Source organism: Streptomyces sp. NPDC089799, from assembly GCF_040684755.1.
Classification (GTDB): domain Bacteria; phylum Actinomycetota; class Actinomycetes; order Streptomycetales; family Streptomycetaceae; genus Streptomyces.
In genome coordinates, this window is sequence record NZ_JBFBGR010000027.1 from 78,997 (window position 1) to 102,427 (window position 23,431).

At 72.4% G+C, this 23,431-nt stretch carries 21 protein-coding genes; 9 read left to right on the forward strand and 12 right to left on the reverse strand.

Annotated features, from left to right (window positions below; all coding sequences use genetic code 11):
* The first annotated feature begins 199 nt into the window (after positions 1 to 199).
* On the forward strand, positions 200 to 1,669 hold the full coding sequence (locus tag AB0O36_RS26575) for a PAS domain-containing sensor histidine kinase (protein ID WP_365114735.1): 1,470 nt from the start codon (positions 200 to 202) through the stop codon (positions 1,667 to 1,669).
* Between the two features lie 260 nt (positions 1,670 to 1,929).
* Here the strand turns inward: AB0O36_RS26575 and AB0O36_RS26580 are convergent, their stop codons facing one another.
* Together AB0O36_RS26580 and AB0O36_RS26585 are read right to left on the reverse strand one after the other, a co-directional pair.
* A complete protein-coding gene (locus AB0O36_RS26580; protein ID WP_003953983.1) occupies positions 1,930 to 2,187 on the reverse strand; it encodes a WhiB family transcriptional regulator in 258 nt (85 codons plus the stop codon).
* Between the two features lie 323 nt (positions 2,188 to 2,510).
* Positions 2,511 to 3,479, reverse strand: a complete 969-nt coding sequence (locus AB0O36_RS26585) for a diacylglycerol kinase family protein (protein WP_365114710.1) — start codon at positions 3,477 to 3,479, stop codon at positions 2,511 to 2,513.
* Positions 3,480 to 3,613: 134 nt separating this feature from the next.
* Between AB0O36_RS26585 and AB0O36_RS26590 the strand changes: the two genes are divergently transcribed.
* Positions 3,614 to 4,039: a hypothetical protein gene (locus tag AB0O36_RS26590; RefSeq protein WP_365114711.1), complete on the forward strand. Its 426-nt coding sequence runs from the start codon at positions 3,614 to 3,616 to the stop codon at positions 4,037 to 4,039.
* Between the two features lie 35 nt (positions 4,040 to 4,074).
* Here the strand turns inward: AB0O36_RS26590 and AB0O36_RS26595 are convergent, their stop codons facing one another.
* From AB0O36_RS26595 to AB0O36_RS26605, 3 genes are all read right to left on the reverse strand, one after another.
* The gene (locus AB0O36_RS26595) at positions 4,075 to 4,980 is read right to left on the reverse strand and encodes an RNA polymerase sigma factor SigF (protein WP_365114736.1); all 906 of its coding nucleotides are present in this window, start codon (positions 4,978 to 4,980) and stop codon (positions 4,075 to 4,077) included.
* Positions 4,981 to 4,997: 17 nt separating this feature from the next.
* Positions 4,998 to 5,411 (reverse strand): anti-sigma regulatory factor, encoded by a 414-nt coding sequence (locus tag AB0O36_RS26600; protein WP_365114712.1) that lies wholly within the window; start codon positions 5,409 to 5,411, stop codon positions 4,998 to 5,000.
* A 206-nt stretch (positions 5,412 to 5,617) separates the two neighbouring features.
* Positions 5,618 to 5,878: a UBP-type zinc finger domain-containing protein gene (locus tag AB0O36_RS26605; protein ID WP_365114713.1), complete on the reverse strand. Its 261-nt coding sequence runs from the start codon at positions 5,876 to 5,878 to the stop codon at positions 5,618 to 5,620.
* Positions 5,879 to 5,934: 56 nt separating this feature from the next.
* On the opposite strand from AB0O36_RS26605, the gene AB0O36_RS26610 reads away from it, so the two are divergent.
* Positions 5,935 to 7,533, forward strand: a complete 1,599-nt coding sequence (locus AB0O36_RS26610) for a Na+/H+ antiporter (RefSeq protein ID WP_365114714.1) — start codon at positions 5,935 to 5,937, stop codon at positions 7,531 to 7,533.
* Positions 7,534 to 7,587: 54 nt separating this feature from the next.
* On the opposite strand, the gene AB0O36_RS26615 is transcribed toward AB0O36_RS26610, so the two are convergent.
* The 4 genes from AB0O36_RS26615 to AB0O36_RS26630 all read right to left on the reverse strand — a co-directional run bounded on the left by AB0O36_RS26615 (position 7,588) and on the right by AB0O36_RS26630 (position 11,053).
* Positions 7,588 to 8,487, reverse strand: coding sequence for a pyridoxal-phosphate dependent enzyme (locus tag AB0O36_RS26615; protein WP_365114715.1), 900 nt, complete (start codon positions 8,485 to 8,487; stop codon positions 7,588 to 7,590).
* A gap of 64 nt (positions 8,488 to 8,551) precedes the next feature.
* On the reverse strand, positions 8,552 to 9,142 hold the full coding sequence (locus tag AB0O36_RS26620; protein ID WP_365114716.1) for an N-acetylmuramoyl-L-alanine amidase: 591 nt from the start codon (positions 9,140 to 9,142) through the stop codon (positions 8,552 to 8,554).
* A gap of 132 nt (positions 9,143 to 9,274) precedes the next feature.
* On the reverse strand, positions 9,275 to 10,459 hold the full coding sequence (locus AB0O36_RS26625; RefSeq protein WP_365114717.1) for a globin domain-containing protein: 1,185 nt from the start codon (positions 10,457 to 10,459) through the stop codon (positions 9,275 to 9,277).
* A 144-nt stretch (positions 10,460 to 10,603) separates the two neighbouring features.
* On the reverse strand, positions 10,604 to 11,053 hold the full coding sequence (locus AB0O36_RS26630; protein WP_365114718.1) for an Rrf2 family transcriptional regulator: 450 nt from the start codon (positions 11,051 to 11,053) through the stop codon (positions 10,604 to 10,606).
* Between the two features lie 231 nt (positions 11,054 to 11,284).
* Here AB0O36_RS26630 and AB0O36_RS26635 point away from each other — a divergent pair, with 231 nt between their 5' ends.
* The 5 genes from AB0O36_RS26635 to AB0O36_RS26655 all read left to right on the forward strand — a co-directional run bounded on the left by AB0O36_RS26635 (position 11,285) and on the right by AB0O36_RS26655 (position 15,347).
* A complete protein-coding gene (locus AB0O36_RS26635) occupies positions 11,285 to 12,694 on the forward strand; it encodes a family 2B encapsulin nanocompartment shell protein (protein WP_365114719.1) in 1,410 nt (469 codons plus the stop codon).
* Between the two features lie 4 nt (positions 12,695 to 12,698).
* Positions 12,699 to 13,730, forward strand: coding sequence for a family 2 encapsulin nanocompartment cargo protein polyprenyl transferase (locus AB0O36_RS26640; protein ID WP_365114720.1), 1,032 nt, complete (start codon positions 12,699 to 12,701; stop codon positions 13,728 to 13,730).
* A 119-nt stretch (positions 13,731 to 13,849) separates the two neighbouring features.
* Complete coding sequence (locus AB0O36_RS26645; protein WP_365114721.1) at positions 13,850 to 14,446, forward strand: GNAT family N-acetyltransferase; 597 nt, start codon at positions 13,850 to 13,852, stop codon at positions 14,444 to 14,446.
* A gap of 95 nt (positions 14,447 to 14,541) precedes the next feature.
* Positions 14,542 to 15,114 carry a dihydrofolate reductase family protein gene (locus tag AB0O36_RS26650; protein ID WP_365114722.1) on the forward strand — a complete coding sequence of 191 codons (573 nt, stop codon included), beginning with the start codon at positions 14,542 to 14,544 and terminating at the stop codon, positions 15,112 to 15,114.
* A gap of 35 nt (positions 15,115 to 15,149) precedes the next feature.
* On the forward strand, positions 15,150 to 15,347 hold the full coding sequence (locus AB0O36_RS26655) for a hypothetical protein (protein ID WP_365114723.1): 198 nt from the start codon (positions 15,150 to 15,152) through the stop codon (positions 15,345 to 15,347).
* On the opposite strand, the gene snpA is transcribed toward AB0O36_RS26655, so the two are convergent.
* A complete protein-coding gene (snpA, locus tag AB0O36_RS26660) occupies positions 15,344 to 16,033 on the reverse strand; it encodes a snapalysin (protein WP_365114724.1) in 690 nt (229 codons plus the stop codon). The two genes, AB0O36_RS26655 and snpA, sit on opposite strands and share 4 nt — an antisense overlap.
* Positions 16,034 to 16,252: 219 nt before the next feature.
* Here snpA and AB0O36_RS26665 point away from each other — a divergent pair, with 219 nt between their 5' ends.
* Complete coding sequence (locus tag AB0O36_RS26665; RefSeq protein WP_365114725.1) at positions 16,253 to 17,188, forward strand: LysR family transcriptional regulator; 936 nt, start codon at positions 16,253 to 16,255, stop codon at positions 17,186 to 17,188.
* A gap of 142 nt (positions 17,189 to 17,330) precedes the next feature.
* Here the strand turns inward: AB0O36_RS26665 and AB0O36_RS26670 are convergent, their stop codons facing one another.
* Both AB0O36_RS26670 and glyA read right to left on the reverse strand, forming a co-directional pair.
* Complete coding sequence (locus AB0O36_RS26670) at positions 17,331 to 21,881, reverse strand: amino acid adenylation domain-containing protein (protein WP_365114726.1); 4,551 nt, start codon at positions 21,879 to 21,881, stop codon at positions 17,331 to 17,333.
* Positions 21,878 to 23,269: a serine hydroxymethyltransferase gene (gene glyA / locus AB0O36_RS26675; protein WP_365114727.1), complete on the reverse strand. Its 1,392-nt coding sequence runs from the start codon at positions 23,267 to 23,269 to the stop codon at positions 21,878 to 21,880. The genes AB0O36_RS26670 and glyA overlap by 4 nt, the downstream gene beginning before the upstream one ends.
* Positions 23,270 to 23,431: the final 162 nt, after the last annotated feature.

A 23,431-nucleotide genomic window follows, 5' to 3' on the forward strand; every position in this document is an offset into this window, starting at 1 on the left:
CTCGATCCGTCCTCCTGTGCGGGGAGGACGGAAGCTTGATGACGATTGTGGACTAGACCAATATCCTCTGTCCATCCGACGACGGAAACGGATTCCGAACCGTCGCTTCCTCCAAGGTTACGCGGCCCACCGTACTCGTGGGTATTCCTGTGGGGAAAGTCTTGTCGGAAACCCGGGTACGCTCGCACATGTGCCCTCCATGAACGACCTCGTCCGCCAGCACACCGCTCTCAGCGACACCGACCTGGAGTGGCTCCACATGCTGGTGTCGGAGTGGCAGCTGCTCTCCGACCTGTCGTTCGCGGACCTGGTCCTGTGGGTCCCCACGCTGGACGGCACCCGCTACGTCTCGGTCGCCCAGATGCGGCCCAACACCGGCCCCACCTCCTACCAGGACGACATGGTCGGCCACCTGGTGCCGCGCGGCCGCCGCCCGCTGCTGGACGCGGCCCTCGACGAGGGACGCATCGTGCGCGAGGGCGACCCGGAGTGGCGGGAGGAGGTCCCGGTGCGGGTCGAGTCCATCCCGGTCCGCCGCGAGGGCCGGGTACTCGGAGTGATCGCCCGGAACACCAACCTGCTCACTGTGCGTACACCGAGCCGGCTGGAGCTCACCTATCTGCAGTCCGCCTCCGACCTGGCGCAGATGATCGCCGCGGGCTCCTTCCCGTTCCCCGGCCAGCAGGTCGACATGGACGCCTCCCCGCGCGTCGGCGACGGCCTGATGCGGCTGGACGCCGAGGGCGTGGTGACGTACGCGTCCCCGAACGCGCTCTCCGCCTACCACCGGCTGGGCCTGGCCTCCGACCTGGTCGGCCAGCACCTGGGCACCACCACCGCCGAACTCGCGCCCTCGCGCGGCCCGGTGGACGAGGCGCTCGTCAAGCTGGCCAGCGGCTGGGCGCCGCGGGAGACCGAGGTCGAGGGCAACGGCGGCGTGATCCAGCTCCGCGCGATCCCGCTGAAGCCCAAGGGCACCCGGATCGGCTCGCTGGTGCTCTGCCGGGACGTCACCGAACTCCGGCGCCGCGAACGTGAACTGATCACCAAGGACGCCACCATCCGGGAGATCCACCACCGGGTGAAGAACAACCTGCAGACGGTGGCCGCGCTGCTGCGGCTGCAGGCCCGCCGCATGGACTCGGACCAGGGCCGCGAGGCGCTCAACGAGGCGGTCCGCAGGGTGGGTTCGATCGCCATCGTGCACGAGACGCTGTCCCAGAACCTGGACGAGCGGGTGGAGTTCGACGAGATCGCCGACCGGGTGATCGCGATGGTCGCGGAGATCTCGCCGGGCAAGGTGGACTGCCGCCGCACCGGCCGGTTCGGCATCCTCGACGCCGAGGTCGCCACCCCGCTGTCGATGGTGCTCACCGAGATCCTGCAGAACGCCCTGGAGCACGCCTTCGCGCCGGGGGAGCGGGGCACCGTCGAGGTGACCGCGGTGCGCGGCGGCACCGGACGCGACGACGCGCGGCTGATGATCACGGTGCAGGACGACGGCCGGGGCCTGCCCGAGGGGTTCGACCCCCAGAAGGCCGGCAACCTCGGGCTGCAGATCGTACGGACCCTGGTCGAGGGCGAGCTCGGCGGCAGCTTCGACATGGTCCCGGGCGACGCGCGCGGCACCAAGGTCGTGCTCGACGTCCCGGTGAGCGCCCCGAAGTAGCTCCCGCGGGGCGGCCCGACCGTCACGCAGCGTATCCGCGCGGATGCGTCTGGATCGTCACCGGTCGTCACGCAGCGTGGCGGCGACCCGTCCCTTGCGGTCCTGTGCGCACCCCGCGCAGCGCCCGGTACCGCACCCCGTACGGCAACCCGGAAAGCACTGAGCCCCGGACCGGGGGGTTCCCGGTCCGGGGCTCAAGAGCACGTTGCCGATCGCTACGGGGTACTACGCGCTGCGGCTCGAGGCTCGAAAGTCGATGATCAGGCGCTGGCGTTGCGCGCCCGGTTGCGGGCGGCGCGGCGCTTCATGGCGCGGCGCTCGTCCTCGCTCAGACCGCCCCAGACACCGGAGTCCTGGCCGGACTCGAGCGCCCACTGCAGGCACTGCTCCATGACGGGGCAACGGCGGCAGACGGCCTTGGCTTCCTCGATCTGCAGCAGCGCAGGACCGGTGTTGCCGATGGGGAAGAAGAGCTCGGGGTCTTCCTCGCGGCAAACGGCGTTGTGACGCCAGTCCATGGCTGCTCCATCTCCTTGTATTGCGGGCAGGTTGCTTGTGAATGTGAACGCTTTCACGAATCCCCCCGCAAGGGAAGGGCCAACGCCCAGTTTCCCGGGGCGGTCCGTGATTCGTGGAGGGGTTCTGGCGGTCTTCGTGGGTGCTGGCCGGGTTGTGCGGGCCGTCCCGATCGCCATGTAGAGATTCGCAAACCTCGGACGGGGATACAACCCCTTCCGGAAAGTTTTTTTTGATTCGTCGGTGTCGACTAGGTCACAGCCGTACTTCTAGGGGGTGGACTGGCGCCTAAACGTTCGAGTGAAAGGACTTTGGGCTCTTCTACTCACACAATCACACGCAGTGCACGGCGAACGCCTGTGAACCGAACGCTGGTGCGCAGACCCAGGTGGTCTCCGTCCATCTGGAAAGGAAGCGGCACCTTCGAATGCAAGGTGAACTCGGTCAGATCGTGCAGGGACAGCGCGTGCTTGCCCCGCGGACCGCGTTCAGGAGTCGAGGTCAGGAGCTGTGTGGCGTAGCGCGCGACCGCCGAAGTTGACAAACGGTTCAGCGCGAGAACGTCAAGTGCGGTGTCGAAGGACGCCTGCGGGGACGCGTACAGCGGGCGGTTCCCCAGGAAGGTCCAGGGTGACGTGTTGCACACTATCGACAGGACCAGACCCGGCACCGGGTCCGCGCCCGGCCGCTCCAGGGTGACGGTGCCGCGCCGCCGGTTCGGCTCCTCCAGGTACTGCCGCATCAGCTGGCGCACGTAGAGGGAGTGCGTCGAACGCTTGCCGCGCTCGCGCTGTTGTTCGACCCGGCCGACGACTCCTGCGTCGAAGCCGAAGCCGGCGCAGAAGGTGAACCAGCGCGGCGGGACCCCCTGGTCCTCCGAACCCTCCGGGCCGTCCGCCAGGCCGAGGCCCACCGTCCGCTCGCGCCGCTCCCGCAGCGCGTCCAGCAGTGCGCCCGTCGCCTCGACCGCGTCGTTGGGGAGGCCGAGCGCCCGTGCGAAGACGTTCGTGGAACCGCCCGGCACCACGGCCAGGCCGGGCAGCCGCTCGGGGTCGGGCCCGGCGTGCAGCAGGCCGTTGACCACCTCGTTCACCGTGCCGTCGCCGCCCAGCGCCACGACCAGCTCGATGTTCCCGCTCTCGGCGGCCTGCCGGCCGAGGTCCCGCGCGTGCCCCCGGTACTCGGTGGTCACCGTCTCCAGCTTCATCTCGCTGGCCAGGGCGTGGATCAGGACGTCACGCGTACGCGCACTGGTGGTGGTCGCTGCTGGGTTGGCCACGAGAAGTGCACGCATGAGCGTCAGAGTACCCACACCGGGTCGGCTCACCCATAACCGCCCGCCCCCGCCCGCCCCTGGTCGGGGCCCGCCCGGCTCCGGCCGTGGCCCGCCCCCGACGGTGCGCCGGGCGGCGCGGCTACCCTGCTGGGGTGAGCAAGCAGCAGACCTCCGCGCCCCCGTCCCTGCCCGGCCGGCTGACCGCCGCCGCGGCACTCACCGCGCTGGAGGGCCTCGCGCTGGCCGGCCTCGGTGTCTATCTCCTCTACGTCGGCATCGCCGGCGACGCCGACTCCCCGCAGCAGGCGGAGACCGGCGGTCTCACCGTGCTCGGGCTCGCCGCGCTGCCGCTGATCGCGGCCCGCGGTCTGCGCCTGGGCCGCCGCTGGAGCCGCGGCCCGGCGATGATCACCCAGTTCATGGCCATGCCGGTGGCCTGGACCCTGTGGACCACCGGCGGCGCGATGGCGTTCGCCGCGGTGGCCCTGGCCGTGGCCGCGCTGGCCGTCCTGGTGCTGCTGGTGAACCCCACGGCCACCGAGGCCCTGGGCATCGGGGCCCGCGAGGAGACCCGGTAGGGACCTGACCCGCCGGGGACTCCGGCGGGGCCCGGTCACTCCTCGACGAGCAGCTTGTCCCGGAGCTGGGCCAGGGTGCGGGCCAGCAGCCGGGAGACGTGCATCTGGGAGATGCCGACTTCCTGGGCGATCTGGGACTGTGTCATGTTGCCGAAGAAGCGGAGCAGCAGGATTCGCTTCTCCCGCGGCGGCAGCCCCTCCAGCAGCGGCTTCAGGGACTCGCGGTACTCGACGCCCTCCAGCGCCTCGTCCTCCGCGCCCAGCGTGTCCGCCACCGCAGGCGACTCGTCGTCGGTGTCCGGCACGTCCAGGGAGAGCGTGCTGTAGGCATTGGCGGATTCCAGTCCCTCCAGCACCTCCTCCTCCGAGATCCCGAGCCGCTCGGCGAGCTCGTGCACCGTGGGGGAGCGGCCGTGCTGCTGGGACAGCTCGGCCGTGGCGGTGGTCAGCGACAGCCTCAGTTCCTGGAGCCGGCGCGGGACCCGTACGGCCCAGCCCTTGTCCCGGAAGTGCCGCTTGATCTCCCCGACCACGGTCGGGGTGGCGTACGTCGAGAACTCGACCCCGCGGTCCGGGTCGAACCGGTCCACCGACTTGATCAGGCCGATCGTGGCGACCTGTGTCAGGTCGTCCAGGGGTTCGCCCCGGTTGCGGAACCGCCGCGCCAGGTGCTCGACCAGCGGCAGGTGCATGCGCACCAGCCGGTTGCGGAGCTCGGCCCGCTGCGGGGAGCCCTCGGGGAGTTCCCGCAGCTCCAGGAAGAGGGCCCGCGCGCCGCTGCGGTCGCGCGGATCGCGCTCCTCGTGGTGATCGTGCTCGTTATCGCTCATAGGGCCCGCCCGTCGCTCCGCCGAGTCCGAAAAGCCGTCTGCCGCGTGGCCGTCCGCATCCGGGTGCGGACGGGCCTGCTGTTCCGGGATGCCGGAGGCGGACTCCCGCACCGGGGTCTCCCCGCCGCTCACGCCGCGCCTGGTCCCGCGCCGCGCTGTTTGTAGAGGCTGATGCTGACCGTGCGGTCCTCCTCGACCGTGGAGTCGACCTTGCCGGCCAGCGCCGACAGGACCGTCCAGGCGAAGGTGTCGCGCTCGGGTGCGCGTCCGTCCGTGGTGGGTGCGGACACGGTCACCTCCAGCGAGTCCTCGATCAGCCGGAACACGCAGCTGAGGACGGAGCCGGGCACGGCCTGCTGGAGCAGGATCGCGCAGGCTTCGTCCACCGCGATGCGGAGGTCCTCGATCTCGTCCAGGGTGAAGTCCAAGCGGGCCGCGAGGCCGGCCGTGGCCGTTCGCAGCACGGACAGGTAGGCACCCGCGGCCGGCAGCCGGACTTCCACGAAGTCCTGGGTCCCGGGCTCGCCTGCGATCTGGGACACCCTCACCTCCAAGGTGGTACGAGCTCTGTTCGCCGGTGACGCTATCGCGATCCGGACGATCGTGTCGCGGCACCCCCGGTGGCAACCCCCACCACGGCAGTGACCGATGGTAAGCCCATCGGTACGCACAGTGGCTAGGGGTCTGCGGGTTCCAAATCGGGGGAACCGGCGGAGGGTTGACCTACCCCACCGCGAGCGATCGAACCTCAGACGATCGAGGCATCGACAAAACACCACCGCCAGGTCTCGCCGGGCTCGTGGCTCCGCATCACCGGATGTCCGGTCTGGTGGAAATGTGCCGTGGCGTGCCGGTGCGGGGACGAGTCGCAGCACGCCACGTGGCCGCACCACAGGCAGAGCCGCAGCTGCACCGGATGACTGCCCACGGCTTCGCATTCCGGGCAGGTCAGGGCACGTGGGACAGGCTCGGGGCGCGGCAGTTCGGCAACGTGCTGGCACTCGCTCATGATGGCCAGGTTACGCAGGTCGGGGCGCGCGACGAGGTACGGAGGGTTGATCTTCGATGGAAGTACTGCCACTGGTGGCGCTGGTGGCGTTCAGCGCCGTGGTGGCGGGCCTGGCCCGCCGGACCCCGGTGCCGGCCCCGCTGCTGCTGGTCGCCGCCGGACTGGCGGCGTCGTACGTCCCCGGCGTGCCGGCGTACGTACTGGACCCGCACGTCGTGCTTCCGCTGGTGCTGCCGCCGCTGCTGTACACGGCCGCGGTGGACAGCTCGTACCTGGACCTGAGGGCGAACCTGCGGCCCGTCGCGCTGCTGTCGGTGGGCTACGTCCTGTTCGCCACCCTGGCCGTCGGCTACGCGGCGTACCTGCTGGTGCCGGGGCTGCCGCTGACCGCGGCCCTGGTGCTGGGCGCGGTGATCGCCCCGCCGGACGCGGTGGCCGCGACCGCGATCGCCCGTAAGTTGGGCCTGCCGTCCCGGATCACCACGATCCTGCAGGGCGAGTCGCTGGTGAACGACGCCACCGCGATCACCGCGTACAAGGTCGCCCTGGCGGCGGTGGTCGGCGAGGGCGCGGGCTGGGCGGGCGGCTTCACCGAGTTCCTGCTCGCCTCGGTGGGCGGCATCGGGGTCGGCCTGCTGCTGATGGTGCCCATCCACCAGCTCCGCACCCGGCTGCGCGAGCCGCTGCTCCAGAACACCCTCTCGCTCCTCATCCCCTTCGTGGCGTACGCGGCGGCCGAGCGGGTGCACGCCTCCGGGGTGCTGGCGGTGGTCGTCGTCGCCCTGTACCTCGGGCACCGGGCCTGGCAGGTGGACTTCGCGACCCGGCTGCAGGAGGAGGCGGTGTGGAAGATGGTCGCCTTCATCCTGGAGTCCGTGGTCTTCGCGCTGATCGGGCTCCAGCTGCCGGTGGTGCTGCGGGGGCTCGGGGAGTACGAGGGCGGCGAGGCCCTCTGGTACGCCCTCGCGGTGTTCCTGGCGGTGGTGGTGGCGCGGTACGTCTGGGTCTTCCCGGCCACCTTCCTGCCGCGGGTGCTGTCCCCGCGGATCCGGGAGCGGGAGCCGGAGACCGACTGGAAGTCCCCGGTGATCGTCGGCTGGGCGGGCATGCGGGGCGTGGTCTCCCTGGCCATCGCCTTCTCCATCCCCATGGCCCTGGACGACGGCACCCCCTTCCCGTACCGGAACCTGATCCTCTTCCTCACGTTCACCACGGTGATCCTCACCCTGGTGGTCCAGGGGCTGACGCTGCCGCCGCTGATCGGGCTGCTGCGGCTGCCGCCGCGCGACGCGCAGGCGGAGACCCTGGCCGAGGCGCAGGCGCAGAGCGAGGCCTCGCGGGCGGCGGAGGACCGGCTGACGGAACTGCTCGCCGACCCGGGCAACGCCCTGCCGCCGCCGCTGACGGACCGGCTGCGCACGGTGCTGGAGCGGCGGCGCAACGCGGTGTGGGAACGGCTGGGCGAGACCAACCCGGTGACGGGCGAGTCCGCGGACGACGTCTACCGCCGCCTCGCCCGGGAGATGATCGAGGCGGAACGCGAGGTCTTCGTCTCCCTGCGGGACCGGCGCCGCATCGACGACGAGATGCTCCGGGCGCTGCTGCGCCGCCTGGACCTGGAGGAAGCGGCGGCGTACCGCGAGGAGACGGCGTAGCCGGCCGGGGTCGTCAGGTCGTCAGGTCGGGCCAGGTCGGGCCGGGTCAGGGGGTCAGGGCCGTCCGGTGATCACGGCCGCGAGGGTGGTGCCGCGGGGGAAGCCGCCGTCCTCGGTCAGCCGGAGCAGCGCCCAGAGCAGCTTCGCCACGTACAGCCGTTCCACGGGGACGCCGTGCCGCTGCCCGAAGTCCGCCGCGAAGGCTTCGAGCGCGTCGGGCACGCGGGCGTAACCGCCGTGGTGGAACCCCTCGGCCAGGCTCCAGTGCGGCAGGACCCGCCCGTACGCGGCGTTCTGGAGGGAACGTATCTCCCCGTCGAGGAAGCCGCCCCCGACCACCGGCACCCCCAGCGCCCGCTGCCCGGGCCCCAGCCCCGCCACGAGCCCGGCCAGCGTCCCGCCGGTGCCGCACGCGACTGCCACCACGTCCGCCGTGCCGGCGAGCTCCCGCCCCAGTCCGGCACACCCCTCCAGGGCGAGCGCATTGCTCCCGCCCTCGGGAATCACGTACGCCCGGGCCGCCCCGGCCTCGGCCGCCAGCCCGGGGTCGGTCGCCTTCTCCCGGTACCGCGCCCGGCTGACGAAGTGCAGCCGCATCCCGTCTGCCACGCACCGCGCGAGCGAGGGATTGAGCGGCCGCCCGGCCAGCTCCTCCCCGCGCACCACCCCCACGGTCGGCATCCCCAGCAACCGCCCGGCGGCCGCGGTGGCCCGCAGATGATTGGAGTACGCCCCGCCGAAGGTCAGCAGCTCGGGATACCCCTGCGCCACGGCGACCCGCAGATTGGGCGCCAGCTTCCGCCACTTGTTCCCCGGCAACTCCGGATGCACGAGGTCGTCCCGCTTCAGCACCAGTCGCACCCCGTGCCGCTCGAACCGCTCGTCCGCCACCTCCACCAGGGGCGACGGCGGCCGTTCCCGAAGGGGCGGGGCAAGGTCCACGGAGCGGTTCACCCACCCATTGTCCGACGTACGGGGCGGGGTGGGGGGCGAGGGCCGGGGCCCTCGCCCCCTTGGGCTACTTCAGGCGTTCCGCCACGCGGGTGCGCATGGAGGCCATGGTGAAGCCCTTCGGGTCGATCTTGCCCGGTTGCCATTCGAGGTGGCCGATGACCGAGCGGGAGGTCCAGCCGTGGACGCGGCAGACGGCGGCGGCCGCGCGGGCGATGGCGTCGAGCTGGCGGGTGGGCCAGGGGTCCTCGCCGTCGCCCAGGTTCTCGCACTCGAAGCCGTAGAAGTGGCGGTTGCCGTCCGTGGTGGCCTCGTTGTCCGGAGGCAGGGCCTTCTCGGCGACGACGGCGCGCAGGACGTCGGGGTCGCCGGCCCCGGCGTGGTTGGCGCGCCCGTAGCCGACCAGGTGGACCCGGCCGTCCTTGGTGATCACGCCGTGGCAGAGCGGGCCGGGGAGCCGGGAATCGCCCTCGCGGCACAGCGCGACGGTGTTCGCCGTGCCGCGCGAGACGGTGTGGTGGATCATCACACCGTTGACCGGCCCCCACGGGCCCTTGTGGTTGCGGTTGTGCGTGCGCCAGGCTCCGACCTCGACGACGGTCAGCCCTTCGCCCCGCAGTGCCGTGATGAACCGTTCCGCGGACATGGGTGCGGACATGGCCGCCTCCTTCCTTGCGTACCGGGAGTGAGCATCCACCACCCGATGTAGCGGAGGAAGAGGTTCCGCGGCTAGTCCCTTCGTACGGTGAGCGAGTCGTTCAGGACAGCCGTGGCCGTCGGGGCCGGGGGCTCAGGAAGCCAGCCAGAGGTCCGGGCCGAAGACCTCGTAGTGGATGTCCGACGCCGCGACGCCCGCGGTCAGGAGCTGTTCGCGGACCGCGCGCATGAAGGGGAGCGGGCCGCAGAGGTAGGCGCGGGTGCCGGGGGCCGGCCGGAGGCCGGAGAGGTCGGCCAGGCCGGTGCGGTCCTCCGCCGTAGCCCCCGACTCGTACCAGAACTCCGCACGCCCGTCGGGGAGTTTGCCGGTGAGCGCCCGGTGGTCGGCGCGCAGCGCGTGGTCCGCCGGGGAACGGTCGGCGTGGACGACGGTGACCGGGGCCGAGTGGCCGGATTCGGCCAGGTGCTCCAGCATCGACAGCATCGGGGTGCAGCCGATGCCGGCCGAGGCCAGGAGGAGCGGGGCGGGCCGGTCGCCGTCCGTGCCGGGCAGGACCAGGTCGCCGTACGGGGCGGAGGCGCGCAGCACGGCGCCCTCGTGGACGTGCTCGTGCAGGTGGCGGGAGACCTCGCCGTCGTGCACCCGCTTGACGGTGATCGAGCGGACCGGCGAGCCCGGTGCGCAGGAGAGGCTGTACTGGCGGATCTGGCGCGCGCCGTCGGCCAGTTCCACCTGTACGGAGACGTACTGGCCGGGCCTGAAGGAGGGGGCGGGACTTCCGTCGGCGGGGACCAGCCGGAAGGTGGTGCAGTCCGCGGTCTCCTCGGTGCGGCCGGTGACCCTCCACTCGCGCCACACGTCGCCGGCGAGGACCTGCCGTTCGGCCTGGAGCCGCTCCTCGATGGCGATCAGGGCGCCGGCCATCAGCCAGTACACCTCGTCCCAGGCCGCGGCGACCTCCGGGGTGACCGCGTCACCGAGCACCTCGGCGATCGCCGCGAAGAGGTGGGTGTGGACCACCTGGTACTGCTCGCGGGTGACGCCGAGGGAGGCGTGCTTGTGGGCGATGCGGTTCAGCATCACGTCCGGCCGGGTGTCCGGGTGGTCGACGAGGTGGCCGGCGAAGGCCGCGATGGATCCGGCGAGGGCCTGCTTCTGGAGCCCGGCGGCCTGGTTGCCCCGGTTGAACAGGTCGCGCAGCAGCTCCGGGTGGGCGGCGAACAGCTTCCGGTAGAAGAGGTCCGTGATGTCGCCGATGGCGGCGCCGACGGCGGGCAGGGTGGCGCGTACGGTCGCGGCCGACTTCTCCGAGAGCATCTGGGCTCCTTCTTCGTGCTTCACGGGCAACGACTGGTTGCAGTTAATTGGTATGTGAGATGCGTATTTAAGGGTGCGGTCGGGCCGGGAGGGGCTTTCGACCGTCCGGTATCGGCCACCGGCCGTGCCGGTCCGCCGGGGCGGTTACGGCGCGGGGCTCCCGGGGCCCCGGGAGATGCCCAGCAGCAGCGGACCGGTCGGCGCCGCCACCAGCTCGCCCACGGTCAGCGGGTCCAGTGCTGCGTAGAACGCCTCCTGGGCCCGGCGCAGTGCGCCCCGCAGGACGCAGGCCGAGCGCAGCGGGCACGGTGTGCCGCCCTCGCACTCGACCACGTCGTCGGCGCCCTCCAGTTCGCGGACCAGGCCGCCCACCGAGGCGTCCCGGCCGGACGGGGTCAGCGTCAGGCCGCCGCCGCGGCCGCGGCGCGCCTCGACCAGTCCGAGGTGCTGCAGCCGGGCGACCACCTTGGCGGTGTGCGTGTAGGGGACCTCCATGGTCGCCGCCACCTCGCGCGTCGTGGGCTGCTCGCCGTCCTCGACGGCCAGGCGCATCAGGACGCGCAGGGCCAGGTCGGTGAATCGGGTGAGCCGCATGGGGACACCGTAGGAAACTTTGCATCTTGGATGCAAATTAAGGTGCGCGGCCCGGGTCGCGCCCCGGGACCGTTGGCCGGATCGCGCCGTACCGGGCAAGGGCGCGGGCCCTAGACGATTCCCCGCCCCCGGCCCGAGTAGTCCCACCCTTTTGTGTAATGGTCCTGCCGCGTGTCGCCCTGGAAGGCTCTTGTTCCGCAGCACATCCATGGAGTGTCGAAAGGGATAGACATGTCGGTCCAGGCAGGTTCCGAAACCGCGGCCCAGGCGCTGCCCCAGCGCAGTCTCGCGACCTCGGCGGCACGGAACTTGGCAACCACGACCAAGTCCGCGCCGCAGATGCAGGAGATCACCTCGCGGTGGCTCCTCAAGATGCTGCCGTGGGTGTCGGTGCAGGGCGGCGCGTACCGGGTGAACCGGCGGCTCAGCTACTCGGTCGGCGACGGCCGGGTCACCTTCGTCAAGACCGGGGACCAGGTCCAGGTCATCCCGGCGGAGCTCGGCGAACTGCCGCTGCTGCGCACCTACGAGGACCTCGACGTGCTCGGCGAACTCGCCCGGCGCTTCCAGCAGATCGAGTTCCAGGCCGGCCAGGAGCTCACCTCCTTCGGCAGCCAGGCCGACCAGGTCTTCCTGCTCGCCCACGGCCGCATCGAGCAGATCGGCCCCGGCCCCTACGGCGCCGACGCCGTGCTGGGCACGGTCGCCGACGGCGCCTACTTCGGCGAGGACAGCCTCGTCGACGACGAGGCCATCTGGGAGTACACCGCCCGCGCGGCCACCTCCGGCACCGCGCTGGTGCTGTCCCGGCAGGACTTCCGGCTCCTCGCCGACCGCGTCGACTCGCTCCGCGCCCACCTGGACCGGGTCCGCAGCGTGCCCGAGCAGCGCACCAACGAGCACGGAGAGGCCGAGATCGACCTCTCCGCCGGCCACGTCGGCGAGCCCGTCCTGCCCGGCACCTTCGTGGACTACGAGGCCAGGCCGCGCGAGTACGAACTCTCCATTGCACAAACGGTCCTGCGGGTCCACACGCGCGTCGCGGACCTCTACAACCAGCCGATGAACCAGACCGAGCAGCAGCTGCGGCTCACCGTGGAGGCGCTCCGCGAGCGCCAAGAGCACGAGATGATCAACAACCCGGAGTTCGGTCTGCTCCACAACGCGGACTACGACCAGCGCATCCAGCCGCACGACGGCGCGCCCACCCCCGACGACTTCGACGCGCTGCTGTCCATGCGGCGCGACTCGAAGCTGTTCCTCGCGCACCCCAAGGCCATCGCCGCCTTCGGCCGCGAGTGCAACCGGCGCGGTCTGGTCCCCGAGACCATCGACGTCGGCGGCAGCCGCATCCCGACCTGGCGCGGGGTCCCGATCTTCCCGTGCAACAAGATCCCGATCAGTGACGCCCGTACGACCTCCATCCTCTGCATGCGCACCGGCGAGGACGAGCAGGGCGTGATCGGACTGCACCAGCCGGGCCTCCCGGACGAGCTGGAGCCGAGCCTGTCGGTCCGTTTCATGGGCATCAGCGAGCAGGCGATCATCTCCTACCTGGTCACCGCGTACTTCTCGGCGGCCGTGCTGGTGCCGGACGCGCTGGGAGTGTTGGAGAACGTCGAGATCGGCCGCTGGTACTGAGCCCGTGAACGCCATCGTGACCGGTGAGGGCCAGGAGGCGGCGGCCCTGCTGGAACACACCAGGGAGACGGTCGATCCGGAACTCCGGCGCGCCGTGGAGGAATTGCCCGGTTCCATGCGCCGCGTGGTGAAGTACCACTTCGGCTGGGAGCACGCCGACGGCACCCCGGCCGACGGCCGCGCGGGCAAGGCCATCCGGCCCGCCCTGGTCCTCGCGGCCGCCCGGGCCGTGGGCGGGGACCCGGACCGGGCCGTTCCGGCCGCGGTGGCCGTGGAGCTGGCGCACAACTTCACCCTGCTCCACGACGACGTGGTCGACGAGGACGTGCAGCGCCGCGGCAGGGCGACGGCGTGGACGGTGTTCGGGACCCCCGACGCGATCATCGTCGGGGACGCCGTGGCGGCGCTCGCCCTGCGGTGGCTGGCGCAGGACCCGCATCCGGCCGCCGCCCGCGCCGTGGTCCGGCTCGCCGACTGCCTGATCGAGCTGTGCGCGGGCCAGCAGGCGGACTGCGCCTTCGAGAAGGTGGCCGAGGTCTCGCTGGACGAGTGCCTGACCATGGCGACCGCCAAGACCGGGGCCCTGTTGGGGTGCGCGTGCGCCCTCGGCGCGCTGTACGCCGGGGCGGCGCCGGACGAGGTCGACGCCATGGACGCCTTCGGGCGGGAGGCGGGGCTGGCCTTCCAGCTGATCGACGACCTGATCGGCATCTGGGGCGACCCGGAGCACACCGGCAAGCCGGCCGGCGCCGATCTGATCGCCCGCAAGAAGTCCCTGCCCGTCGTCGCCGCGCTCACCTCGGGGACGGAGGCGGGGGCCGAGCTGGCCCGGCTGTACGCGGGCCCCATGACCGGGGACGACGTACGCCGGGCGGCCGACGCGGTGGAACGGGCCGGCGGCCGCGACTGGGCGCAGGCCCATGCCGCGGACCGGATGGGGCGGGCGGTGCAGCAGCTGTCCCGGGCGGTCCCGGACCTCGCGGCGGCGGGCGGACTGCTGGCCCTGGCGGAGTTCGTGACCCGGCGCACCCGCTGAGCCGGGGCAGGAGAAGGCTCGTTCCGGCACCCCACGGTGCCGGAACGGGCCTTTCCGCGTTCTCGGCCCAACTCTAGGATCACTCACGGTTGTTGGTTGCCGAGTGAGGGGTGGTTCCCGTGGTGCTGGAGATACGCCGGGCGGGTCCGGCGGACCGGGACGCGGTGGCCCGGCTGCTGGACGAGACCTTCCGGGACGACCCGGTGAGCTCCTGGGTCTTCCCGGACGCGGAGCACCGCCGCGCGGTGCACGGCGCGTTCCTCGGGGTGTTCGTGGACGTGGCCCTGGAGGAGGGCCGGATCGACTACGCGGCGGACGGTTCCTGCGCGGCACTGTGGCTGAGGATCCCGGCCGGCGAACCGGAGGGCGAGGACGAGGTGCCGGCGCGGATGCGGGAGGCGGCCGACCCCGGCAACGAGCGGTGCGAGCTGGTCGGCCGGCTCACCGGAGCCGTGCACCCCACCCATGAGGAGCACGAGTACCTGCTGATGATCGCCGTGGACCCGGACCGGCAGGGGGAGGGGCTGGGCACCGAGCTGATGCGCCCGGTGCTGGAGCGCTGCGACCGGGAGGGCGTGGCGGCGTACCTGGAGGCGAGCAGCGAGCGGAGCGTACGGCTCTACGAGCGGCTGGGCTGGGTGTTCACCGGGACGGCGGTGCAGCTGCCGGGCGGGCCGCCGATGTGGCCGATGTGGCGGAAGCCGGGGGCGGCCTGAAGGCAGGGACCGAAATCCGTTGCCTGACCACTACGGGTGAAGTACTTTGTTCGACGTGCCCCGGAGAGGGCACGGACCGACGGGGGAGATTTCGCATGCGCAAGCTCACTTACTTCATCGGCGTCAGCATCGACGGGTTCATCGCGGCCCCGGACGGCGCGTTCGACTGGTTCTTCCCCTTCGTGGACCCGGAGTACATGGGGTTCCTGGCGGCGGAGTACCCGGAGACCATGGCCGCGGCCGGCCGTGAGCCGCTCGGTCTGCCCGAACCCGACCCCAAGCGGTTCGATGCCGTGATCATGGGCCGGGCCACCTACGAGCTCGGGGACGCCAGCCCGTACCGTCCGCTGAAGCACTACGTGGCCAGCCGCTCGCTGACCGCCCCCGCCGACTCGGGGGACGAGATCATCAGCGGCGACCTGGTGGCCCGGGTGCGGGAGCTCAAGGCCGAGGACGGCCTCGGCATCTACCTCTGCGGCGGTGCCGATCTGGCGGGACAGCTGGTCGAGGAGATCGACGAGTTCGTCATCAAGACGTACCCCGTCTTCCTCGGGTCCGGCATCCCCATGAGCCGGGCCGGGTACGTGCCGCGGGGGCTGGAGCTGACCGACGTCCGCTCCTTCGGCGGCGGTCAGGTCGTGACCACCTACGCCCGCAAGCGCTCCTAGCGCCGTACACGGAAAACCGGCCTACCGTTGAAGGTATGACCGGTCATGATCAGCATCCGTACGGGACGGTCGCCCCGCAGGCCGGGCACGAGCAGCACTTCTGCCCGGCCTGCAGGCGCACCGTCCAGACGATGCTCAAGCGGCGCAAGGTCCTCGGGGCCTGGGTCCCGGTGTGGGGTCCCGGTCCCTGCCGGAACCCCGACTGCCCGGAGTACGTGCCGCCGGGCGGCTAGCGCGCCGCGGCCAGGCCGTTCCGCCACAGGGAGTCCACGCGGGACCGCTCCGTCGCGTTCGGCGTCGCGTTCTGGCAGGAGGTGCCCGGACCGCCGCCCGACATCAGCTCGCTGCACGGACCGGAGTAGTGGTCCGGCAGGCCGAGCACGTGTCCGGTCTCGTGCGCGGTCACCCGGGTCGAGTTGTACTGCTGGTTCTGCCGGTAGTCGAGGAAGATGTACCCGCGGCCGTGGCCGTCGGTGCTGGCGTACGAGCCGCGCGAGTCATTGCCCTCGTAGTACGAGAAGCTTCCGCCCGAGGACACCTCCTGGAGCTTCACGTTCGACACCGAGCTGTTCCAGATCTGCGTGGACCGGGCTATCTGGGACCGGAAGCTCGGCGCGTTGCGGGTGTTGTAGGTGACGGTCACGGCCAGGGCACCCGGCTTCGCGGCCCGCTCCTGGGCCACCGCGCGCTTCACGGCCTCGAAGAACGCCCGGTTGGCGTCGGCGTTCTCCTTCGACTTCTCGTACGCCGCGTAGCTCGCGGGACCGCCCGCCGCGGCGGCGTCGGGGGCGGCTGCCGCGCCGGCGGTGGGCGCGGCGCCGAGGACGGCGGCGAGACCGAGGCCGATCGCGCTCGCCAGCAGACCCTTGCGGGAACGGGGCGAACGGGCGGCGGCATGGGTGTGACGGGACAGGCGCATGTGGGGGGCTCCTGCTCTCGATTCGGTGCGGGGGGTGGGTCGTTCGGTACCGGAGTCTGCGGGAGCCCGAGCCCGCCGCGGATGATGTCAGCACCCGATAGCACCGGCCTATCGAGGGTTTTCGGCACGCCAATCCCCTTAAGGGCAAGAGAAATTGGCGTGAATCAACGGGGTCCCGGTGACTGGTGCGGCCGACCGGCCCCGACCTACCCTCGGGGCATGGAGCTAGAGGTGAGGCACCTGCGCGCACTCTGCGCCATCGCCGACGCCGGCAGCCTGCACAAGGCCGCCCGGCAGCTCGGCGTCAGCCAGCCCTCGCTCACCACCCAGCTGCAGCGGATCGAACGGGCCCTGGACGGCGAGCTGTTCCTGCGCGAACGCACCGGCTGCCGCCCCACCCCCTTCGGCCGCGAGATCCTCGGCCGCGCCCGCCCGCTGCTCGCCGGGATGGCCGCACTGGTCGCGGAGGCGCGGGCCCGCTCCCAGGGCCGGCGGCTGCGGATCGGCTCCACCGCCAGCCGTGCCCTGCCCGGCTGGCTGCGCCGCCTGCACCGCCGGCTCCCCGACACCGAGACCACCCTGGTGGTCGACGTCTCGGCCAACGCACTGCTGCGCATGACGGCTGCCGGACAGCTCGACGTGGCCTTCGTGCACGAGGTGGAGGGCAGCCCGCTGACGGTCCCCGCCGGGCTCCAGCTGCGGGTGCTCATGGAACGGGAACCGCAGTTCGTCTCGATGTCCAGGAACCACCCCGCCGCCCGCCGGCCCGTCGTCGACCTGCGCGACTTCGCCGGGGACCGCTGGACGGTGGACCCCTCGGTGGACGGCGAGTGGGACGGGCTGCGCCGCGTCCTCGCCGGAGCCGGCCTGGACCCGCCCGTGCTGCACACCGACTACCACACCGCCGCCTCGCTGATCGTCTCCGGCGAGGCGGTCGCGCCCTGCCAGCCGACCTCCCTGCCCCGCGAGGACATGGCCATACGGCCGCTGCGCGGCGACCCGCTCGCGGTGCGGCTGCTGCTGGCCACCCTGCCCGGCGCGCACGCCGAGGTGTACGCCGACCTGTGCGCGGCCTACCGCGAGGCCGCGCTGAGCACGGCTCCGTACCGGGCCTGGCTGCGGCGGGCCGGGAGCCCGCTGATGGCAGCGGCGTAGCGGGGCGGGACGCAGGGGATGGGACGGGGAAGCCGGAGGCCCCCCGGCCCGGGGTCACCGGGCCGGGGGGCCTGAACGCACGCGCGGGGGACGCGGGCGGGGGCGGGGGCCCTCCGGGGGAGGGCGGCCCCTTTCGGAAGGTCTAGAGGGTCTTGGCGCCGGTCACCTGCGGGGCGTTCTTGGCCTCCTTGGCCTCCTTGGCCGCGGCGCGCTCGGCCTCCTTGGCCAGGTAGGAGCCCCACTGCTTCTTGGAGCCCGCCTGCATCCCGCGCTCGATGCGGGCGTCGACGTCCGCCTGCAGCCGGGCCTGGAAGTCGTCCCCGCTGTACTGCTCGCGGGCAGCCGCCGTGGCCTGCTCGGTGAGCTGCTCCTTGAGCTCCTTCGCCTGCTGCTTCACGGTCGCCTTCATGTCCTTCACCTGGTCCTTCGAGTCGTTTCGGATGTCCTTGACCGCCTGCCTGAGCGACTTGCCCAGGGTGGGGCGGCTCTTTGCCTTGGCGGGCTGGAGGTGGCCGGAGAGTTCCGCGATGGTGGCGTGCTGGAACAGCATCCGGATCGACACCTCCAGTCCGAGGGTCCGGCGCATGCGGCCGATGATGCGGGTGGCCTTGAGGGAGTTGCAGCCGAGGGCGAAGACGTTGTCGTCGATGCCGACCCGGTCGACACCGAGGACCTCCGCGAAGAGCTCGCAGAGCGCCTCCTCCTGCGGGGTCCGGCCCGCCCGGTACCCGCCGGCGGCGGGTGCGGCGGGAGCCTCCCCGGCGGCCGCGGCCCGGCGTACGAGCAGGGCCTCCAGGGTCTGCGCGGGGAGACCGCCACCGGACCCGGAGGGGGACACGGCGGGGCCGGAGGCGCCGGCTGCCCGCTCCCGTTCGGCGGCCGACAGCACCTCCACGGCGCCGACGGGCTGTGCGGGGGCGGCGGCGATCCCGGTGAGCACGGCGTGCAGCCGTCCGGCGATGTCGCCGACCGCGTCCGGCCCGAGCAGGTTGCGGTGGTACTGGAGGGTCAGCCGGACCTGCGGGTCGGTCTCCACGATCAGGGCGAGGGGGTAGTTGGCGGCGCCCTCGGCACTGGTCCCGGTCACCTCGATGCCCGCCGCCGACGTCGCCTCGGCGATGCCGGCGTGGTCCACCGGGTACGACTGGAAGGCCACCAGGGTGTCGAACAGGGTGTCCAGTCCGGCCGCCCGGTGGATCTCGGGCAGGGCCGCGTGGTGGTGGTCGAGCAGGCCCGACTGGCGGTCCTGCAGGCCGGTCAGCAGCTCGGCGAGGGTCTCCCCGGAATCGAGGCGGACCCGGACCGGCAGCGTGTTGATGAACAGGCCGACCATGGACTCCACGCCCGGCAGCGCGGCCGGACGGCCGGAGACGGTCGCTCCGAACACCACGTCCTGGCGGCCGGTGAGCCCGCCGAGCAGGACCGCCCAGGCGCCCTGGACCAGCGTGTTGACCGTGATGCCCAGTTCGGAGGCGCGGCGCACCAGCCGGCCGGACTCCTCCTCGGACAGGCCCAGGCCCACCTCGCCGGCCCCGGAGGTCCCGCCGCGCTCGCCGGGCGCCGGGACCAGCAGGGTCGGGCCGTCCACCCCGGCGAGCTCCTCGGCCCAGACCCGCTCGGTCTCCGCCCGGTCCTGCCGGTCCAGCCAGGCCAGGAACTCCCGGAAGTCACGGACCGGGGGGAGCCCGGAGGCGTCGCCGTCGGAGGCGTACAGCCGGATCAGGTCCTGCATGATGACCGGCTCGGACCAGCCGTCGATCAGCACGTGGTGGGTGGTGAGCACCAGCTCGCTGCGGTCGGGGCCGAAGCGCACCAGGGTCAGGCGCACCAGCGGCGGGACCGCGCGGTCGAAGTGGCGGGCGTAGTCCTCGGCGAGGAACCGTTCGAAGGCGGCCTGGCGTCCGTCCTCGGCGAGGGGGCCGAGGTCCAGCTCCTGCCAGGGCAGTTCGACCCCGTCGACCACGAGCTGGACGAGGTTGTCCTCGGCGTCCTGGGCGAAGGCCACGCGCAGGTTGGCGTACCGGTCGAGCAGGGCCTGGCCCGCGGCCCGCATCCGGGCGGAGTCGACCGGGCCGGACAGGTGGAACACCGTCTGCATCTGGTACGCGTCGTAGCCGGTGTCGCTGAGCGTGGACTCGAAGAGGATGCCGGACTGCAGCGCGGTCAGCGGCCATACGTCCGACAGGCCGGGGTAGCGCTGCTGCCAGGTGCGGAAGGCGGCGGAGTCCGGCGCGGTGAGCGGGGCGGTCGCGGTGGCCTCCGCGGAGCGGTCCGCGTCGGTGGCGACCTCGGCGAGCGCGGCCACCGTACGGGACTGCAGGATCTGCCGGGGGGTGACGTCCAGTCCGCGGGCGCGGGCCCGGGTGACGACCTGGATGGCGCGGATGCTGTCGCCGCCGACCGCCAGGAAGTCGTCGTCGATGCCGATCCGTTCGGTGCGCAGCACCTCGGCGAAGACGGCGGCCAGCAGTTCCTCCGTCGCGGTGCGCGGCGCCCGGTAGGGGGCGCCGGCGATCTGCGGCTCGGGCAGGCCCTTGCGGTCCAGCTTGCCGTTGGGCGTGAGCGGCAGCTTCTCCATGACGACCACCGTGGCCGGAACCATGTATTCCGGGAGGCGGCCGGCGGCGAGCCGGAGCAGCTCCCCGGTGTCGATCCCGCCCGCGGCGGCGGCGGTGTCCTCGGCGACCACGTAGGCGACCAGGCGGTTGGAGCGGGCCACGACCACGCTCTGCCGGACCTCGGGGTGGGAGCGCAGGACGCTCTCGATCTCGCCGAGCTCCACGCGCAGGCCGTGGATCTTCACCTGGAAGTCGGCGCGGCCGATCAGCTCGATCAGGCCGTCCGGGCCGAACCGGGCGACGTCGCCGGTGCGGTAGAGCCGCTCGGCGGGCAGCAGGTCGCCGTGGGACCAGTCGAGGAAGCGCTCGGCGGTCCGCTCCGGCTGGTTCAGGTAGCCGCGGGCCAGGCCCGTTCCGGCCAGGTACAGCTCGCCGGGGACGCCCGGGGGCACCGGCTGGAGGTCCTCGTCCAGGACGTAGGTGCGCTGGTTCGCCATCGGGCGGCCGTACGGGATGCTCGTCCACTCCGGGTCGGTCTTCTCGACCTCGAAGATCGTCGAGTGGATGGACGCCTCGGTGGCGCCGCCCATCACGATGAAGCGGAGGGAGGGGGCGAAGACCCGGACCCGGTCGGCCAGCGGCACCGGCACCCAGTCGCCGCCGAGGAGGGCCAGGCGGAGCCGCTCCAGGTGCGCCGGCGCCGTGCCGGTCTGCTCCAGCTGGTCGGCCAGCAGGCCCAGCAGGGCCGGGGCGGAGTTCCAGACGGTGATGTTCTCCGAGGCGGCCAGCTCGGCCCAGTGGGCCGGGTCCTTGGTGAGCCCGGCGGCCGGCACGACCACGGTGCCGCCGGCGATGGTCAGGCCCAGGAACTCGTACACGGACATGTCGAAGCTGGGCGAGGACAGCGCGAGGACGGAGTCGCCGGGGCCCACCCCGAAGCGGTTGTTGAGGTCCGCGATGTTGTTCAGCACGCCGGCGTGGCGCAGCGCGATCGGCTTCGGAGCGCCGGTGGAGCCGGAGGTGTGGATGATGTAGCAGAGGTGTTCGGGACCGGCGACCGGCTCCGGGTCGTGCTCGGGGCGCGCGGCCAGTACGGCGGCGTCGCGGTCGAGCAGCACCAGCGGCGGGCTCTGCTCGCCGGCGTCGGGCAGGTTGCCGGTCAGGTCCTCGCGGCTGATCATCACGGCGCACGCGGTGCCGCCCACCATGACGGCGATGCGGTCGGCCGGGTAGTCCGGGTCGAGCGGGACGTAGGCGCCGCCGGCCTTGAGCACGGCCAGCTCGGCGACCAGCAGGCCGGGGGAGCGGTCCAGGCAGAGGCCGACGCGGACGTCCGGGCCGACCCCGAGCTCGCGCAGGTGGTGGGCCAGCCGGTTGGCGGCGGCGTTGACCTCGCGGTAGGTGAGCCGCTCGGTGCCGTGGACGACGGCGACCGCGTCGGGGGCGGCGGCGACCTGGGCCTCGAAGGCCCGGTGCAGCGTGCCGTGGGCGTGCTCGGGGAACTCGGCTCCGGTGCGGTTCCACTCGATCAGCGTCCGGTGCAGCTCGTCCTCGGTGAGCAGGCGCAGCCGGCTGACGGGGCGGGCCGGGGAGGCCAGTCCGTCGGCGAGCAGGGCGCGGTAGTGGCCGAGCAGGCGGAGTGCGGTGTCACGGTCGAACAGGGCCGGGTCGTAGTGGAGTTCCAGCTCCGCGCCGCGGACCAGCAGCAGGAGCTCGTACGGGGCGGGAGCGTCGGTGCCGGCCGGGTCGGCGGGGTCGGCCGTCGCGGCGTCGGCCGGGAGTACGGCGAAGGCGGTCACGGTGGAACCAGTCGTTCCGGATTCCGTGGCGGGTATGCCGGCCGCGGCCAGCCCGGTGAGCGTCGCCGCTCCGTTCACCGGGAAGCGAAACCCCCCGTCGGGACCGCCCAGGGCGATCCGGTCCTGGCCGGTGTAGCGGAACAGCAGGGCGGCGAAGGCGGCCGCCAGCACCTCGCCCCGTACGGCCTGGGAGGCCGCGGCCAGTACGTCGAAGGTGGTGTGCACCACCGCCGAGCACCGGGGCGCCGTGTCCGGGAGGCGCGGCCGGTCCGACGGCACGAGGGCCGGCGGCCAGGCCTCCTGGGAGGCGTCGTGGTGGTGGTCGAGGGTGGTCATGGTCCGACTCCGATCAGTTCTGCGGAAACGCTGCTGGGGCTCTCGATGGGGAGGGGATGGCGGGCGCACAGCCACCGCACCTCCTCGCGGATCCTGGCGACCAGTGCGGGGTCGATCCGGTATTCGGTGTCCGTCAGGGCCGTGGTGCCCTCCAGGACGGTGTGCATGAGGAGCGCGCACTCGCGCATCTGCTCGGGGCCCATGCCGCGCTGGGCGAGGATGTTGGTGCCCAGCCGCAGTCCGCTGGTGACCAGCGGCGGCTTGGTGTCACCGGGGATCCGGTTGCGGTTGGCGAGGATCCCGCACTCCTCCAGGGCCCGTTCGGCGATCACACCGGTCAGACCGACCCGAGCGGTGTCGATCAGCACGATGTGGTTGTCGGTGCCGCCGGTGAGGATCCGGTAGCCCAGCGAGGACAGTTCGCCGGCCAGGGCCGAGGCGCTCTCGACGATCAGCCGCGCCGTGTTCCGGAAGCCCGGGCCGGAGGCCACGGCGAAGGCGCGGGCCTTCGCGGCGATCGAGGCCGGGCTCGGGGTGCCCTGGGACTGCGGGAAGACGGCCCGCTGGATCAGCCGGTTCAGCGGGGTGCGGCCGTCCGGACCGGGGGTCTGGTATTCCCGGCCGCTGAGGATCAGACCGCCGCGCGGGCCGCCCAGCTGCTTGTAGGTGCTCATCGTGGTGATGTGGGCGACGTCCACCGGGCTCGGGTGCCGCCCTGCCGCCACCAGGCCCGCGATGTGGGAGATGTCGGCCAGCAGGTACGCCCCGACCTTGTCGGCGATGGTGCGGAAGCGGACGAAGTCGACGGTGCGCGGGTAGGCGCTCGCGCCGGCGATCAGGACCTTGGGCCGGTGCTCCAGCGCCAGCGCCTCGACCTGGGCGTAGTCGATGCGGCCGGACTCGTCCAGGCCGTAGTGCACCGCGTGGTAGTGACGGCCGGTGACCGACGCCCGGGAGCCGTGGGTGAGGTGGCCGCCGGCGTCGAGGTCCAGGCCGAGGATGGTGCCGCCCGGCGGGACCAGGGCCGCGAGCACCGCGAGGTTGGCGGAGGAGCAGGAGTGCGGCTGCACGTTGGCGTAGCGGGCGCCGAACAGGCCCTTGGCCCGCTCCACGGCGAGGCGTTCCACCTCGTCGAACTGCTGGGCGCCGGGGTGGTACCGGGCGCCGGGGTAGCCCTCGGCGGTCACGTTGGACAGGGCCGCTCCGCCGGCCGCGAGGACCGACGGGTCCGCGATGCTCGCCGACGCGATCATCGCGAGCACGGTGTTCTGCTGGCTCACCTCGGCGTCCAGGAGCGCGGCGAGCTCGGGGTCGGTGTCGTTCAGGGCGTCCATGCCGATCCGGAGCAGGTCGGCCTGCTCACCGCCCACGACGGTTTGACGGGTCATCGCCTGTACCTCATCTCGCGCTTCCGTAGCGCCTCGAAGGATCAACTGCAGGTCGGGGCAGCCGTTTTCAGTGGGTGCGGTCCTTGTTGAAGTGCTTCATGGACCACATGAAGCCGAGGAGGGCGATGCCGGCGCACCAGGCGAGGGAGATCCAGCCGCTGT

Bases quoted from the DNA above. Each gene is read 5' to 3' on its own strand.
- AB0O36_RS26575 (WP_365114735.1), top strand. From the start codon at position 200: ATGAACGACCTCGTCCGCCAGCACACCGCTCTCAGCGACACCGACCTG.
- AB0O36_RS26580 (WP_003953983.1), bottom strand. From the start codon at position 2,187: ATGGACTGGCGTCACAACGCCGTTTGCCGCGAGGAAGACCCCGAGCTC.
- AB0O36_RS26585 (WP_365114710.1), bottom strand. From the start codon at position 3,479: ATGCGTGCACTTCTCGTGGCCAACCCAGCAGCGACCACCACCAGTGCG.
- AB0O36_RS26605 (WP_365114713.1), bottom strand. From the start codon at position 5,878: ATGAGCGAGTGCCAGCACGTTGCCGAACTGCCGCGCCCCGAGCCTGTC.
- AB0O36_RS26610 (WP_365114714.1), top strand. From the start codon at position 5,935: ATGGAAGTACTGCCACTGGTGGCGCTGGTGGCGTTCAGCGCCGTGGTG.
- AB0O36_RS26620 (WP_365114716.1), bottom strand. From the start codon at position 9,142: ATGTCCGCACCCATGTCCGCGGAACGGTTCATCACGGCACTGCGGGGC.
- AB0O36_RS26625 (WP_365114717.1), bottom strand. From the start codon at position 10,459: ATGCTCTCGGAGAAGTCGGCCGCGACCGTACGCGCCACCCTGCCCGCC.
- AB0O36_RS26630 (WP_365114718.1), bottom strand. From the start codon at position 11,053: ATGCGGCTCACCCGATTCACCGACCTGGCCCTGCGCGTCCTGATGCGC.
- AB0O36_RS26635 (WP_365114719.1), top strand. From the start codon at position 11,285: ATGTCGGTCCAGGCAGGTTCCGAAACCGCGGCCCAGGCGCTGCCCCAG.
- AB0O36_RS26650 (WP_365114722.1), top strand. From the start codon at position 14,542: ATGCGCAAGCTCACTTACTTCATCGGCGTCAGCATCGACGGGTTCATC.
- AB0O36_RS26655 (WP_365114723.1), top strand. From the start codon at position 15,150: ATGACCGGTCATGATCAGCATCCGTACGGGACGGTCGCCCCGCAGGCC.
- snpA (WP_365114724.1), bottom strand. From the start codon at position 16,033: ATGCGCCTGTCCCGTCACACCCATGCCGCCGCCCGTTCGCCCCGTTCC.
- AB0O36_RS26665 (WP_365114725.1), top strand. From the start codon at position 16,253: ATGGAGCTAGAGGTGAGGCACCTGCGCGCACTCTGCGCCATCGCCGAC.
- AB0O36_RS26670 (WP_365114726.1), bottom strand. From the start codon at position 21,881: ATGACCACCCTCGACCACCACCACGACGCCTCCCAGGAGGCCTGGCCG.
- glyA (WP_365114727.1), bottom strand. From the start codon at position 23,269: ATGACCCGTCAAACCGTCGTGGGCGGTGAGCAGGCCGACCTGCTCCGG.